General features: G+C 71.0%; 12 protein-coding genes. 10 read left to right on the forward strand and 2 right to left on the reverse strand.

The features are described from left to right. The first annotated feature begins 39 nt into the window (after positions 1–39). The 10 genes from INQ48_01800 (at position 40) to INQ48_01845 (ending at position 12,602) form a co-directional block, all read left to right on the forward strand. On the forward strand, positions 40–1,083 hold the full coding sequence (locus tag INQ48_01800) for a rod shape-determining protein (protein QRF58027.1): 1,044 nt from the start codon (positions 40–42) through the stop codon (positions 1,081–1,083). Positions 1,084–1,167: 84 nt separating this feature from the next. Then, on the forward strand, positions 1,168–2,178 hold the full coding sequence (gene mreC / locus INQ48_01805; GenBank protein ID QRF58028.1) for a rod shape-determining protein MreC: 1,011 nt from the start codon (positions 1,168–1,170) through the stop codon (positions 2,176–2,178). Continuing rightward, the gene (gene mreD / locus INQ48_01810; protein ID QRF58029.1) at positions 2,175–2,696 is read left to right on the forward strand and encodes a rod shape-determining protein MreD; all 522 of its coding nucleotides are present in this window, start codon (positions 2,175–2,177) and stop codon (positions 2,694–2,696) included. The genes mreC and mreD overlap by 4 nt, the downstream gene beginning before the upstream one ends. Beyond that, complete coding sequence (locus INQ48_01815; protein ID QRF58030.1) at positions 2,693–3,460, forward strand: hypothetical protein; 768 nt, start codon at positions 2,693–2,695, stop codon at positions 3,458–3,460. The genes mreD and INQ48_01815 overlap by 4 nt, the downstream gene beginning before the upstream one ends. A 26-nt stretch (positions 3,461–3,486) precedes the next feature. After that, a complete protein-coding gene (gene mrdA / locus INQ48_01820) occupies positions 3,487–5,457 on the forward strand; it encodes a penicillin-binding protein 2 (GenBank protein ID QRF58031.1) in 1,971 nt (656 codons plus the stop codon). A gap of 232 nt (positions 5,458–5,689) precedes the next feature. Then, positions 5,690–6,712: a D-xylose ABC transporter substrate-binding protein gene (gene xylF / locus INQ48_01825; protein ID QRF58032.1), complete on the forward strand. Its 1,023-nt coding sequence runs from the start codon at positions 5,690–5,692 to the stop codon at positions 6,710–6,712. Between the two features lie 136 nt (positions 6,713–6,848). Further along, complete coding sequence (locus INQ48_01830) at positions 6,849–8,039, forward strand: ABC transporter permease (GenBank protein QRF58033.1); 1,191 nt, start codon at positions 6,849–6,851, stop codon at positions 8,037–8,039. A gap of 2 nt (positions 8,040–8,041) precedes the next feature. Further along, a complete protein-coding gene (locus INQ48_01835; protein ID QRF58034.1) occupies positions 8,042–8,842 on the forward strand; it encodes a sugar ABC transporter ATP-binding protein in 801 nt (266 codons plus the stop codon). Positions 8,843–8,866: 24 nt separating this feature from the next. Continuing rightward, positions 8,867–10,021, forward strand: a complete 1,155-nt coding sequence (locus INQ48_01840) for an ROK family transcriptional regulator (protein ID QRF58035.1) — start codon at positions 8,867–8,869, stop codon at positions 10,019–10,021. A 175-nt stretch (positions 10,022–10,196) separates the two neighbouring features. Further along, positions 10,197–12,602, forward strand: a complete 2,406-nt coding sequence (locus INQ48_01845) for a membrane-bound PQQ-dependent dehydrogenase, glucose/quinate/shikimate family (GenBank protein ID QRF58036.1) — start codon at positions 10,197–10,199, stop codon at positions 12,600–12,602. A 4-nt stretch (positions 12,603–12,606) separates the two neighbouring features. Here the strand turns inward: INQ48_01845 and INQ48_01850 are convergent, their stop codons facing one another. Continuing rightward, positions 12,607–13,602, reverse strand: coding sequence for a tripartite tricarboxylate transporter substrate binding protein (locus INQ48_01850; GenBank protein ID QRF58037.1), 996 nt, complete (start codon positions 13,600–13,602; stop codon positions 12,607–12,609). A 43-nt stretch (positions 13,603–13,645) separates the two neighbouring features. Further along, the gene (locus INQ48_01855) at positions 13,646–14,518 is read right to left on the reverse strand and encodes an isocitrate lyase/PEP mutase family protein (GenBank protein QRF58038.1); all 873 of its coding nucleotides are present in this window, start codon (positions 14,516–14,518) and stop codon (positions 13,646–13,648) included. Positions 14,519–14,590 lie beyond the last annotated feature (72 nt).

Here is a 14,590-nt window from a genome sequence, read left to right on the forward strand (position 1 = left end):
TCTGCCGATGCGCAGCCCGTGCTCCAGAGGATTCCGCACATGTTTGGAGCTTTCCGTCGGTATTTCTCCACCGACCTCGCGATCGACCTAGGCACCGCCAACACGCTCATCTTCGCCCGCAACAAGGGCATCGTGCTGGACGAACCGTCGGTCGTCGCCATCCGCCACGAAGGCGGTCCGCATGGCAAGAAGGTGATCCAGGCCGTCGGCCGCGAAGCCAAGGCCATGCTCGGCAAGGTGCCGGGCAACATCGAAGCCATCCGCCCGATGAAGGACGGCGTGATCGCCGACTTCGTGATCACCGAGCAGATGATCAAGCAGTTCATCAAGATGGTGCACCCGCGCACGCTGCTCACGCCGAGCCCGCGCATCATCATCTGCGTGCCCTGCGGTTCCACCCAGGTCGAGCGCCGCGCCATCAAGGACGCGGCCGAGGCCGCGGGCGCGACCTCGGTCTACCTGATCGAGGAACCCATGGCCGCGGCCATCGGCGCCGGCCTGCCCGTGAGCGAAGCCTCGGGCTCGATGGTGGTCGACATCGGCGGCGGCACCACCGAGGTGGGCGTCATCAGCCTCGGCGGCATGGTCTACAAGGGCTCGGTGCGCGTCGGCGGCGACCGCTTCGACGAGGCCATCATCAACTACATCCGCCGCAACTACGGCATGCTGATCGGCGAGCCCACGGCCGAGGTCATCAAGAAGAGCATCGGCTCGGCCTTCCCGGGCTCCGAGGTCAAGGAAATGGAAGTCAAGGGCCGCAACCTCTCCGAGGGCGTGCCGCGCAGCTTCACCATCAGCAGCAACGAAGTGCTGGAAGCCCTGACCGACCCGCTCAACAACATCGTCTCGGCCGTCAAGAACGCGCTCGAGCAGACCCCGCCCGAACTCGGCGCCGACATCGCCGAGCGCGGCATGATGCTCACCGGCGGCGGCGCGCTGCTGCGCGACCTCGATCGCCTGCTGGCCGAGGAAACCGGCCTGCCGGTGCTGGTCGCCGAGGACCCGCTGACCTGCGTGGTGCGCGGCTGCGGCATCGCCCTCGAGCGCATGGACCGGCTGGGAAGCATCTTCACGAGCGAGTGAATGCAGCGCCGCCTCCATCGGCCGGCCCCCGCTTGCGCGGGCCGGCCTTTTGTCATCTGATGCCGCAGCACCCGACCTGATCCCATGCCCCTGGGCACGCTCGACCGCACCGCGCCACCCCTGTTCAACCAGGGGCCATCGGCGCTGAGCAAGCTGATCTTCTTCAGCACGCTCGCGCTTTTCCTGATGGTGGCCGACGCCCGCTTCCACATCGTGCAGCCGGTGCGCCAGGCCATCGCGGCCGTGCTCTACCCGGTGCAATGGGTGGCGCTCAAGCCCGTGCAGTTCGTGGTGGGCGCCGGCGGCTACCTCGAGGACCTGCAGACCGCGCAGAAGAACGAGGCCGACGCGCGCAAGGCGCTGATGCTGCAGGCCGAGCGCGCGAGCCAGGCCGACACGCTGGCGCAGGACAACGCGCGGCTGCGCGCGCTGCTCGAGCTGCGCCAGCTGCAGCAGACGCCGGGCCGCGCGGCCGAGGTGCTGTACGACGCGGCTGATCCCTACACGCGCAAGATCGTCATCGACCAGGGCCTGGCCCAGGGCGTGGCGCCGGGCTCGCCGGTGATCGACGCGCAGGGCGTGCTCGGCCAGGTGACGGCGGTGCAGCCCTTCACGAGCGAGGTCACTCTGGTGATCGACCGCGACCTCTCCATTCCCGTGCAGAACACCCGCACCGGCGTGCGCAGCGTGGCCTTCGGCGATGCCTCGGCGCATGGCGGCGGGCTCGAGCTGCGCTTCATGGCCGCCAACGCCGACCTGCAGGAGGGCGACCTGCTGTCGACCAGCGGCGTCGACGGCATCTATCCCGCCGGCCTGCCGGTGGCGAAGATCGAGCGCATCGAGCGCCGCGCCGACTCGGCCTTCGCGCGCATCTACTGCGTGCCGCTCGCGCACGTGACGGCCGCGCGCTACGTGCTGGTGCTGCAGCCCACGGGCGCGCCCTCGGCACCGCCGCCGGCGGCCGCGGCCGCGCCGGCACCGCGCCCGAAGAAGGCCGAGGGCAAGGCGGGCGCGGCCGTCAAGGGCGCGGAGAAGGCATCCGAGAAGAACGGCGCCGCCGCCGCTGCCAAGAAACCCGCGGAGGCCGCGCGATGATCAAGCGACCCGGCCAGCAGCAGCTGTTGCTGCCCGTCAGCCCCGTGTTCATGTGGGGCAGCCTGGTGGTGGCCCTGCTGATCAACATGGTGCCGATCGGCCGCGCCGCCTGGATGCCCGACCTGCTCGCGCTGGCGATCGTGTTCTGGGGCGTGCACCAGCCGATGCGCGTGGGCATCGGCGCCGCCTTCGTCTTCGGCCTGCTGATGGACGTGCACCAGGCCTCGATGCTCGGCCAGCATGCGCTGTCCTACACCACGCTGGGCTTCTTCGCGATCACCATCCACCGCCGCCTGCTCTGGTATCCGGTGCTGTCGCAGGCGCTGCAGGTGCTGCCGCTGTTCGCGTTGTCGCAGCTGATCGAGATCGTCACGCGCATCCTCGGCGGCGGGGTGTTCCCGGGCTGGTCGGTGCTGATCTCGCCGGCGGTCGAGGCCGCGCTGTGGCCGCTGGCCACCTTCGTGCTGCTGGCGCCGCAGCGACGCACGCCCGAGCCCGACGAAAACCGTCCCTTGTGAGCATGTCCGTCGCCGGGCCTTCCCTGCCGCCGTCCGTGCGGGCCTTCGTGGATGCCGCCATCGTGGTCGGCGACCTCGGGCTGCCGCAGTGGTATCCCGAGCCCGGCGGCATCGAGGCCTTCCAGGTCGGCTACCGCTCGCACGGCCACACCGGCGAGGACCTGAGCGGCGATGCGCCGGGCCAGTGGCATCCCGCCTGGCTCGCGGTGGCGGCCAACTACTTTCGCGATCCCTACTTCATCGATCTGCGCGAGGCCGACGCCGGCTATCCGGTCTGGTGGGCGCCGGCCTCGGCCGGCCGCTGGACGCCGTCGCCCGTGGCCGCGTCGATCGAGGGCTTCGGCGCGCTGCTGCGCGCGCTGGCGGCGCTGGGCGACGACCCGGGCGCGATGCTCGCGCGCATCGAGCGCGAGCCCGGCACCGAGGGCGCGCCCTGGCGCGAGATCCGCGCCAACCTCGCCGAGGCCATGGACGCGCCCGACGAGGACGAAGAGGAAGAATCGTTGGCCCCGGTCGACCCCGCGCACTGGACGCGCGGTGCGCTGTTGCTGCGCGACGCGGGCGCGCGCCGCGTCGAGGTCGCGCAATGCGTGGTGCGGCTGCTCGGTGTCGCGCCGGCACGCGCGCTCGCGCTGCTCAAGGCACTGCCGCTGGAACTGTGCAGCGGTTTCCAAACTCATCTGGAGGCCGACCTGCGCAGCCTGCGCGCGCTCGGCGCCACGGTGGACTTCGTGCCGGTTGCCTCGGCACCGCATGAAGCCTAAGCTCATCCATTGACCGTTCGCCGCCCATGACCGAAATCCGCAACGTCGCCGCCGACCTCGCGCGCTTCAAGCGCCGCGTGATCGTGATCGGCCTCACGGTGCTGTTCGCCTTCGGGCTGCTGTCGTCGCGGCTGATCTACCTGCAGGTCACGCGCCACGAGGACCTGGCCGAGCAGGCCGAGAGCAACCGCACGGCCGTGGTGCCGGTGGTGCCCAACCGCGGGCTGATCCTCGATCGCAACGGCATCATCCTGGCCTCCAACTACTCGGCCTACACGCTCGAGATCACGCCCTCGAAGGTGGGCGACGTGGAGCAGACCATCGACGACCTGACGCAGGTGGTCGAGGTCTCGCCGCGCGACCGGCGCCGCTTCAAGCGCCTGCGCGAGGACTCGCGCAGCTTCGACTCGATCCCGATCCGCACCCGCCTGAGCGACGAGGAGGTCGCGCGCTTCGCGGCCCAGCGCTACCGCTTTCCGGGGGTGGAGATCAAGGCGCGGCTGTTCCGCAACTATCCGCAGGGCGAGCTGGGCTCGCACGTGCTCGGCTACATCGGCCGCATCAACCAGCGCGAGAAGATCGCGATGGAGGACTGGGACGAGGAAGAGCAGGCCAACTACAAGGGCACCGACTACATCGGCAAGCTCGGCATCGAGCAGAGCTACGAGAAGACGCTGCACGGCCAGACCGGCGTCGAGCAGATGGAGACCTCGGCCGGCGGCCGCGCGGTGCGCCGGCTCGCGAGCCATCCGGCCACGCCGGGCAACACCGTCATGCTGTCGATCGACATCAAGCTGCAGAAGCTGGTCGAGGAGATGTACGGCGACCGCCGCGGCGCGCTGGTGGCGATCGATCCCAAGACCGGCGAGGTGCTGGCCTTCGTGAGCAAGCCCACCTTCGACCCCAACCTGTTCGTCGAGGGCATCGACACCGAGAGCTGGCAGGCGCTGACCGAGTCGATCGACAAGCCGCTGCTCAACCGCGCGCTGCGCGGCACCTACCCGCCCGGCTCCACCTACAAGCCCTTCATGGCGCTGGCCGCGCTGCAGACCGGCAAGCGCGGCGCCAGCGTGGTGGTCAACGACCCCGGCTACTTCAACTTCGGCGGCCACCGCTTCGGCAGCCCCGAGGGCAACCTCGGCGGCGTCGACATGCGCCGCTCGATCCAGCTGTCGAGCAACATCTACTACTACTCGCTGGCCAACGAGATGGGCGTGGACATGATCCACGACTTCATGAAGCCGCTGGGCTTCGGCCAGATCACCGGCATCGACCTCGGCGGCGAGGTGCGCGGCGTGCTGCCGAGCACCGAGTGGAAGCGCAACACCTACAAGCGGCCCGAGCAGAAGAAGTGGTACGCGGGCGAGACCATCTCGCTGGGCATCGGCCAGGGCTACAACACCTTCACCATGCTGCAACTCGCGCAGGCCACCGCGATCGTGGCCAACGGCGGCATCAAGCACAAGCCGCACCTCGCGCTCGCCACGCGCGACACCGTCAGCGGCCAGGTGGTGCCGCTGCCGCAGCCGCCGGGCGTGAACCTGGGCCTCACGGCGGCCAACATCGCGGTCATCCGCGAGGGCCTGACCAGCGTGGTCACCAGCGGCACCGCGCGCAGCGTGTTCGCGGGCGCGGGCTACCAGGCGGCCGGCAAGACCGGCACGGCGCAGGCCGTGACGCAGGCGCAGAACACCAAGTACAACGCCCGCGCGCTCGAGGAGCACCAGCGCGACCACGCGCTGTTCATGGCCTTCGCGCCGGTCAACGATCCCAAGATCGCGCTCGCCGTGATCGTCGAGAACGCCGGCTGGGGCGCCGGCGCCGCCGCCCCGATCGCGCGCCGCGTGTTCGACTACTGGCTCTCGGACCAGTACCCGAGCGAGGCCGACATGGCGGCCGTGCGCATCGGCAAGGCCGGCGCGCCGATGGGCAAGCCGCGCGTGGCCAGCGAGGTCGCCTGGCCGGCCCCCGCGCCGGCGAACGCACCCGCGCCCTGAGCCGGGGCGCCTCCTTTCCCCCTTCCGTCCGATCCGCTCGGGGAATTCCCCGATGCCCCCGCCACGCCTGCGATGGGATAGTTAGTTCGCCAGCCAAACTAAGTAGCGCCAAGGTTCTCAATCGGGTCTGCGGCGAACAACAGGCGTGGCCTGGGGCGGGTTCCGGCCTTCTCGCGCCGGTCCCGAAGCACAGGCCGCCTGCACCGGGCGACTCAACACTGGAGAGACATCGATGCAACTGAAACACACCCTGGCCGCCATGGCTTTCGGTCTGACGGCCGTGGGCGCCATGGCCCAGACCGTGGTCGGCGTGAGCTGGTCCAACTTCCAGGAAGAACGCTGGAAGACCGACGAGGCCGCGATCAAGGCGCAGCTCGAGAAGCTGGGCGCCAAGTACATCAGTGCCGATGCGGGCGGCTCGCCCGAGAAGCAGCTCGGCGACATCGAGGGCCTGATGGCCAAGGGCGCGAAGGCGCTGATCGTGCTGGCGATGGACAAGGACGCGATCCTGCCCGCCGTGACCAAGGCCACGCGCCAGAAGGTGCCCGTGGTGGCCTACGACCGCCTGATCGAGGCGCCCGGCGTGTTCTACATCACCTTCGACAACGTCGAGGTCGGCCGCATGGAAGCGCGCGAGGTGCTCAAGGTCAAGCCCAAGGGCAACTACGTGATCATCAAGGGCTCGCCGAGCGACCCGAACGCCGACTTCCTGCGCGCGGGCCAGCAGGAAGTGCTGGCCGACGCCATCAAGAAGGGCGACATCAAGATCGTCGGCGACGAATACACCGAAGGCTGGAAGCCCGAGGTGGCGCAGAAGAACATGGAGCAGATCCTTACCAAGAACGGCAACAAGGTCGATGCCGTGGTGGCCGCCAACGACGGCACGGCCGGCGGCGCGGTGGCCGCGCTCACGGCCAAGGGCCTGCGCGGCATCCCGGTGTCGGGCCAGGACGCCGACTTCGCGGCGCTCAACCGCATCGCGCTGGGCACGCAGACCGCCACCATCTTCAAGGACTCGCGCGAGCTCGGCCGCGAGGCCGCCAGCGCCGCGCTGGCGCTGTCGCAGGGCAAGCCGGTCGAGAAGGCCGGCACCTGGAACTCGGGCCCGAAGAAGGTCTCGCTGTCCTCGCGCCTGCTGACGCCGGTGCCGGTCACGCGCGACAACCTCGACGTGGTCGTCAAGGCCGGCTGGATCAAGAAGGACGAACTCTGCAAGGGCGTCTCGGGTGCGAACGCGCCGGCGGCCTGCAAGTAAGAACAGGGCAGGGGGACGCACCGCGCGGTGCGTCCCGCCGCGCCGCGCGCGATCCGCGGCAGGGCGCGGGCCCCGTCCCCGAGGGGCCGGCCGTGACCGCCGCCGCCCATCCCGTTTTCTCCGAGGGAGTCCTCCAATGAGCAATCCAACCCCAGGCTGGTGGCGCCGCACCGGCATCGACCTGCGGCTCGTGCTGATGTGCGTGCTGCTGGCGGTGCTGGCGATCGCCTTCAACCTCATGTCGGGCGGCGTGTTCCTCACGCCCGAGAACCTCTACAACGTGGCCCAGCAGACGGCCGTGGTCGGCATCGTCTCGACCGTGATGGTGCTGATCATCGTGGCGCGCCACATCGACCTGTCGGTCGGTTCGGTGATGGGCTTCGTGGGCGTGCTGATCGCCTACCTGCAGTACACCTCGGGCTGGTCCTGGCCCACGGCCTGCCTCGCGGGGCTCGCGGTGGCGCTGCTGGTGGCCATCTACCAGGGCTGGCTCACGGCGGTGCTCGGCGTGCCCTCGTTCGTGGTCACGCTCGGCGGCCTGATGTCGTTCCGCGGCGCAGCCTTCCTGGTGGCCGACGGCAAGACCCAGCCGGTCAACGACGAGTTCTTCCAGCGCCTGGGCGGCGGCTACGACGGCGGCATCGGCGTCACGGCCAGCTGGGCGATCGCGGGGCTGGTGGCGGTGGTGCTGTTCGCGCGCATGGTGCAGAAGCGCCGCGCGCGCACGCGCCACGAGATGCCCAACGAGCCGCTGTGGATCGAGCTGCTGCTGACCGCGGTGCCGGCGGCCGTGGTGCTGCTGTTCGCGGCCGTGATGAACCACTACAAGATCGACTCGAAGGACGCGCCGCAGGGCATCCCGATCCCGGTGCTGATCTGGGCCGTGGTGGCGATCGTGCTGTCGTTCATCGTGCACCGCACGCGCTTCGGCCGCTACGTCTTCGCGATGGGCGGCAATCCCGACGCGGCGGCGCTGGTGGGCATTCCGGTCAAGCGCGTCACGCTGATGCTGTTCGCGCTGCTCGCGGTGCTGGTGACCATCGCGGCCATCGTCTCGATCGCGCGGCTGAACGCCGGCACCAACTCGCTGGGCACCGGCATGGAGCTCTACGTGATCGCCGCGGCCGTCATCGGCGGCACCGCGCTGGCCGGCGGCAGCGGCTCGATCTTCGGCTCGGTGCTGGGCGCGCTGATCATGCAGTCGCTCGACAGCGGCATGCTGCTGCTCGACGTGCCGATCGGCAAGCGCATGGTGATCATCGGCCAGGTGCTGATCGTGGCCGTGGTGTTCGACGTGCTCTATCGCCGCAAATTCGGGGAGAACTGAAGATGGCCGAGATCGACAAGACCCGGCCGCTGGTCGAACTGCAGGAGATCCGCAAGGCCTTCGGCGGCGTGAAGGCGGTCGACGGCGTGAGCGTCAACCTCTATCCGGGCGAGGTGGTGGCGCTGCTGGGCCACAACGGCGCCGGCAAGTCCACGCTGATGAAGATGCTCGCGGGCGCCTACCCGATCGACTCGGGCGAGGTGCGCATCGCGGGCGACAGGGTCAACATCCGCACCCCGGCCGAGGCGCAGGCGCAGGGCATCGAGACCATCTACCAGACGCTGGCGCTGGCCGACAACCTCGACGCGGTGGCCAACCTGTTCCTGGGCCGAGAGAAGATGACGGCCTGGAACACGCTCGACGACCACTTCATGGAAGTGCAGGCGCGCAAGGTGTTCCAGCGCCTGAACAAGAACTTCACCAACATCCGCATCCCGGTGCGCCGCCTCTCGGGCGGCCAGCGCCAGGTGGTGGCGATCTCGCGCGCGCTCTACTTCAACGCGCGCATCCTGATCATGGACGAGCCCTGCGCCGCGCTCGGTCCCGAAGAAACGGCGATGGTCGGCCGGCTCGTGAAGCAGCTCAAGGACGACGGTGTGGGCATCTTCCTGATCACCCACGACATGCCCGACGTGTTCTCGCTGAGCGACCGGCTCGCGGTGATGAAGAACGGCAAGCTGGTCGGCACCTACCGCACCGCCGACGTCACCGAGGACGAGGTGCTCGGCATGATCATCGCAGGCAAGCGGCCCGAGGGCCGCGAGCAGGCGCCGCACGCGGCGACGGCGGTGGCCGCGGCCTGAGGCTTCTCCACCCGGCCCCCGCGCATGAAGACCATCGGCGACCAGCAGCTGCTCAAGCGCATGAACCGCAGCGTGCTGCTGCGGCTCCTGCGCGCTCAGCCGGGGCTGTCGCGCGCGCGGCTCGCGAGCGAGAGCGGCCTCACCAAGTCGACCGTGAGCCTGCTGGTGCGCGAGCTGCTCGACGAGGGCTGGCTCAGCGAATCGGGCGCCGCGGTGGCCGACGGGCTCGGGCGGCCCTCGACCCCGCTGCAGATCAATGTCGGCGTGCGCGCGCTCATGGGCATCGAGATCGCGGTCGACACGGCGCGGCTGGCCTGCGTCTCGCTGCAGGGCGAGGTGCTGCATTCGGACGAGCAGGCGCTGGCCGACAGCGCGCCGGCCGGCACCTGCGCCCAGGTCGCGCGCATGGCCGCGGCCGCGCACCGTCGCCTGGCCGAGCGCGGGCTGCGGCTGTCGAGCATCGGCGTGTGCGTGCCGGGCGCGGTCGACGACTGCACCGGCGAGGTCCGCTTCGCGCCCAACCTCGGCTGGCGCAACGTGCGCCTGCTGCCGCTGCTCGAGGACGCGCTGGCCGCGGCCGGCCTCACGGGCGTGACGGTGCAGCTGCAGAACGATGCCGACGCCGCCGCGCTCGGCGAGTACGAGTTCGCCGCGGGCGAGGGCGAGGACCCGCTGATCTTCGTCAACTGCGACGTGGGCGTGGGCGCGGGCGTGGTGCTCAACGACCGCCTGTTCACGGGCGCCCAGGGCATGGCCGGCGAGATCGGCCACACCATCCTCGCGCTCGACGGTCCGCCGTGCTCGTGCGGCCGGCGCGGCTGCGCCGAGGCCTTCTTCGGCGCCCGCGTGCTGGCGCGCGAGGGCGTGGACATGCAGCGCGCCGCCGCGCTGTTCGGCGTGCTGCTGCAGAACCTCTGGGTCACCTTCAATCCGCGCGCCATCGTGCTCGGCGGCAAGTCCTGCGCCGAGCACCGCGGCTTCGCGCAGGCCGCCTTCGCGAGCGTCAAGCAGCATGCCGACGGCGCCGGCATGCCCGCGCCCGAGCTGCGCACCGCGCGCTACGACGCGCTCGCGCCCGCGGTGGGCGCGGCCGCGCTCGCGCTGCACGAGTACCTGCGGCCGCTGCAGCCCGATGCGCGGGCGCGGCGGGCGAGGGCGGCGCTGGGCGCGCGGGCCTGAGCTACCGGGACTCGCGAGTACCTTCGTCCACGCCGCGCCCGCGCGCTGCATACCTTGGTGCCCGTGCGCGCGATCTGCCGCGCCGCGCCGGGAGGCACATGCGCGAACCGCCTACGCCGACAGGGCGCGCACGGGACTACGGTGGGCGCTTGCCCGCCGTTCCGGAGTCCCCGTCATGCCCTCGTCCACCCGTCCCCGCGCCAGCGCGCTGCTCCTCGTCCTCGCGCTGCTGATCGGACTGGCCGGCCTGGGGCTCGTCGTGGCGGGCGGCTGGCTGGTCGCGCTCGGCGGCTCCTGGTACTACCTGCTCGCGGGCCTGGGCCTCATTGCCACCGCGGCGCTGCTGCCGCGCGGCGGCGGGCGCGGCCTGATGGTCTATGCGCTGGTGGTCGCGTTCACGCTGGCCTGGGCGCTGTGGGAGGTGGGGCTCGCATGGTGGCCGATGGCCGCGCGCGGCGACCTGTTCTTCCTGCTCGGCCTGCTGCTGCTCACGCCCTGGGTCGCGCGTGCGCTCGCGCGGCGCGATGGCGCCGGTGTCGTGGCCTCGCGCCGTGCGCTGAGCCTGGTGCTCGCGGCCTTCGCGGTGGCGGCCGTGCTGTCGTGGGTGCGCGGCGACGAGCGCCTCGAGGGCATCGCGCCGCAGGCCGATCCACCCTTCACCAGCGAGGCGCTGCCGCCCGCCGGCGCCGACTGGACGGCCTACGGCGGCACCGCCATGGGCCAGCGCTATTCGACGCTGGGCCAGATCACGCCGGTCAACGTGTCGCAGCTCCAGGAGGCCTGGCACTACCGCACCGGCGACGTGCGCGGCCAGCCCGGCGATCCAGAGGAGACCACCTTCGAGGTCACGCCGCTGAAGGTCGGCGAGCGGCTGTTCCTCTGCACGCCGCACCAGTCGGTGGTGGCGCTCAACGCGACCACGGGTCAGGAGCTGTGGCGCCACACGCCGAAGATCGCGCCCTCGCTCGCGCTGCAGCATCTCACCTGCCGCGGCCTCTCGTACCAGCCGCCGCCGGCCGCGGCGCCGTCGCCCAACCTCTCGGCCGACGGCGCCTGCGCCGCCAAGCTGTTCATGCCCACGGCCGACGGCCGCGTGCTCGCGCTCGATCCCGAGAGCGGCAAGCCCTGCATGCGCTTCGGCGGCGGCAGCGGCCAGATCGACCTGTGGAAGAACATGCCCAACGTGAAGCCGGGCTCGTACTACGCGACCTCGCCGGTGGTCGTCACGCGCTCGCTGATCGTGGTGGGCGGCACCGTGCTCGACAACGTCTCGACGCAGGAGACCTCGGGCGTGATCCGCGCCTTCGACATCGAGACCGGCGCGCTGGTGTGGAACTGGGATTCGGGCCGGCCCGAGGACACGGCGCCGATCGGCCCGGGCCGGACCTATTCCGTCAACTCGCCCAACAGCTGGTCGATCTCGAGCGTGGACGAGAAGCTCGGCATGGTCTACGTGCCCATGGGCAACCAGCCGCCCGACCAGTGGGGCGGCAAGCGCACCGAGGGCGCGGAGCGCTACGCATCGTCGCTGGTCGCGCTCGACCTCGCGACCGGCCGCGTGCGCTGGCATTTCCAGACCGTGCACCACGACCTCTGGGACTACGACGTGCCCGCGCAGCCCAGCCTGGTCGACCTGCGCGTGGGCAGTGTGCGCGTGCCGGCGCTGGTGCAGCCGACCAAGCAGGGCGAGCTGTTCGTGCTCGACCGCCGCACCGGCCAGCCGGTGGTGCCGGTGCGCGAGCAGGCCGCGCCGCAGGGCGCCGCGCAGGGCGACCGCACGGCGCCGACGCAGCCGGTGTCGGGCCTGTCCTTCGATCCGCCCGCGCTGCGGCCGGCCGACATGTGGGGCGCCACCGTGTTCGACCAGCTGGCCTGCCGGATCGCCTTCCACCGGCTGCGCTACGAGGGCCGCTTCACGCCGCCGTCGACGCAGGGCTCGCTGATCTATCCGGGCAACTTCGGCGTCTTCAACTGGGGTGGCGTGGCGGTCGATCCGCAGCGCCAGATCGCGTTCGCCACGCCGGCCTCGCTGGCCTTCGTCTCCACCTTGATCCCGCGCACCGACGACAGCACGCTCTACGTGCAGGGCGGCAAGCCGCCCGAAGGCAGCCTGCCGGCGCTCAACGAGAACTTCGGCGCGCCCTTCGCGGTGAAGCTCAAGCCCTTCACCTCGGCGCTCGGCCTGCCGTGCCAGGCGCCGCCCTGGGGCCACGTGGCCGCCGCCGACCTGCGCAGCGGCCAGATCCTCTGGAAGCACAAGAACGGCACCGTGCGCGACAGCTCGCCGCTGCCGCTGCCGCTGCCCTTCGCGATGGGCGTGCCCAGCCTCGGCGGTCCGATCCTCACGGGCGGCGGCGTGGCCTTCCTCTCGGGCACGCTCGACTACTACCTGCGCGCCTACGACGTGAACAGCGGCCGCGAGATCTGGCGCAGCCGCCTGCCCGCGGGCGGCCAGGCCACGCCGATGACCTACGAGGGCGCGGACGGCCGCCAGTACGTGGTGGTGGCCGCGGGCGGCCATGGCTCGCTGGGCACGCGCACCGGCGACCACGTGATCGCTTACGCGCTGCCCAAGCGCTAGGAACTCAATCGAGCTGCAGGCCCGCGTCCTGCGCCGCCTTCGGCAGGATCGCCAGTTCGCGCTTGAGCACCTCGGCGAAGGCCTCGGGCGTGTTGCCGGTCGCGGGCGCCACGCCGCCCAGGTCGTTGAGCCGCTTGCGGAAGGCCGGCTCGGCCGTGATCTTGGCGATCTTCTCGCCGAGCAGCTTGACCACCGCGGGCGGCGTCTTCGCGGGCGCGACCACGCCGAACCAGACGTCGAAGTCCACGCCGCCGGGCACGCCCTGCTCGGTCAGGGTCGGCACCTCGGGCCACAGCTCGGAGCGGCCGTTGCGCAGCTGGCCGATGGCCTTGAGCTTGCCCGACTGGATGAAGCTGCGCACGTCGCCCGTGCCCAGCAGGCCCCAGCTCACCTCGTTGGCCATCAGCGCCTGCACCAGCGGCGCGCCGCCCTTGTAGGGCACGTGCGTGAAGTTGCCGTCGGCGTTGGCGTTGAAGGCTTCCGACGCCAGGTGCGAGAGCCCGCCCGCGCCGGCCGAGCCGTAGGGCATGCCGCCCTTGCCGGCCTTCTTGCCCGCGGCCAGCAGTTCCTGCACGTTCTTGTACGGCGACTTCTCGGGCACCACCAGCAGCAGCGGCGCCAGCGACACGCGCGCGACCGGCACGAAGTCGGAAGCCTGGAAGCCCGCCTTCTTGTAGATGACCGGGTTGATCGACAGCATGCCCGTGAGCGTCACCGCCAGCGTGTAGCCGTCGGGCGGGCTCTGCACCACGTTGACCATGGCGATGTTGCCGCCCGCGCCGGGCCGGTTGTCGACCAGCACGGTCTGGCCCAGCTCCTCCTGCAGGCGCGGGCCCAGCATGCGCGCGGCCACGTCGGTGGCGCCGCCCGGCGGGTAGGGAACGACCAGGCGGATCGGCTTGGTCGGATAGGCCGCGTCCTGCGCCAGGGCGGCGCCGCCCAGGCCCAGGGCCAGGGATCCCGCCGTGACGACACGGCCGATGAGGGTGAGGGTACGCACGTGTGCTCCTGATTCTTCTGATGGGAAAACGGGTGAGGCCGGCTCAGCGGACCTCGTAGTGCGCCTGCCGTTCCTCGAGCGCATGCCAGCCGATGATGTGCTTGAAGTCGGCCATCGAGGTCTGCGCGAAGGGCAGGTCGGCGAAATCGCCCGAGCGGCGGCGCGCCAGTTCGCGCAGGTTGGCCTGCACCGTGTGCACGGTGGTCAGCAGGCCCGCGATCGGATAGCTCGCGAAGGCCGCCACGCTCTCGATCTGTTCGCGCGTCAGCGCCGTCATCCAGGTGCCGGCCATCAGCATCAGCGACAGCCGCCGGCCGCAGGCCTCGCGCAGCTGCGCCAGCTGCTCGTAGCGCTCGAAGGTGCGCGAGATCGGCTGGATCAGGTCGGCGCCGGCCTCGGCATAGCGCGCGGCGCGCTCGAGCGCCTCGCCCGGGTCCTGGGCATCGGTGCGCGCGACGATCAGCAGGTCGGGGTCGAGGCGCGCATCGAGCGCGGCCTTGATGCGCGCCACCGCGTCGTCGATGGACACCAGCGTGGAGGGCGCCGCGGCGGCCGGGCAGCGCTTGGGGCTGACCTGGTCCTCGAGCTGCAGCGCCGCGGCGCCGGCCTTCTCGAATTCGCGCACGGCCCGGCCCACGTTGAGCACGCTGCCGTAGCCGGTATCGGCGTCGACGAAGATCGGCTTGCGCACCACGTTCGCCATGCGGTTCACGGTGGCGACGTTCTCGCTTAGCGTGTAGAGCTCCATGTCGGGCTGGCCCAGCAGCGCGGCCGAGACGCCGAAGCCGGTGCTGAAGATGCCGTCGAACTCGGACTGGTCGACCAGCAGGGCCGACAGCGCGTCCTGCGCGCCGCCGAACCAGAGCGTCGGGCCGTGGGTGATGCGCTGGCGCAGGGCCTGGCGGGATGAAGTCATCGTGTGTCTCCAGAAAAAGGGCGTGGCGACCCGACATGGGCGCTGCGCCATGAACTCACTGCAAGGGAAAGG

This window comes from Variovorax paradoxus (genome assembly GCA_016806145.1).
Classification (GTDB): Bacteria; Pseudomonadota; Gammaproteobacteria; order Burkholderiales; family Burkholderiaceae_C; genus Variovorax.

Excerpts from the sequence above, each read along its gene's own strand:
- mreD (QRF58029.1), top strand. The coding sequence starts at position 2,175 with ATGATCAAGCGACCCGGCCAGCAGCAGCTGTTGCTGCCCGTCAGCCCC.
- INQ48_01845 (QRF58036.1), top strand. The coding sequence starts at position 10,197 with ATGCCCTCGTCCACCCGTCCCCGCGCCAGCGCGCTGCTCCTCGTCCTC.
- INQ48_01840 (QRF58035.1), top strand. The coding sequence starts at position 8,867 with ATGAAGACCATCGGCGACCAGCAGCTGCTCAAGCGCATGAACCGCAGC.
- mrdA (QRF58031.1), top strand. The coding sequence starts at position 3,487 with ATGACCGAAATCCGCAACGTCGCCGCCGACCTCGCGCGCTTCAAGCGC.
- INQ48_01830 (QRF58033.1), top strand. The coding sequence starts at position 6,849 with ATGAGCAATCCAACCCCAGGCTGGTGGCGCCGCACCGGCATCGACCTG.
- INQ48_01855 (QRF58038.1), bottom strand. The coding sequence starts at position 14,518 with ATGACTTCATCCCGCCAGGCCCTGCGCCAGCGCATCACCCACGGCCCG.
- INQ48_01835 (QRF58034.1), top strand. The coding sequence starts at position 8,042 with ATGGCCGAGATCGACAAGACCCGGCCGCTGGTCGAACTGCAGGAGATC.
- xylF (QRF58032.1), top strand. The coding sequence starts at position 5,690 with ATGCAACTGAAACACACCCTGGCCGCCATGGCTTTCGGTCTGACGGCC.
- mreC (QRF58028.1), top strand. The coding sequence starts at position 1,168 with ATGCCCCTGGGCACGCTCGACCGCACCGCGCCACCCCTGTTCAACCAG.
- INQ48_01800 (QRF58027.1), top strand. The coding sequence starts at position 40 with ATGTTTGGAGCTTTCCGTCGGTATTTCTCCACCGACCTCGCGATCGAC.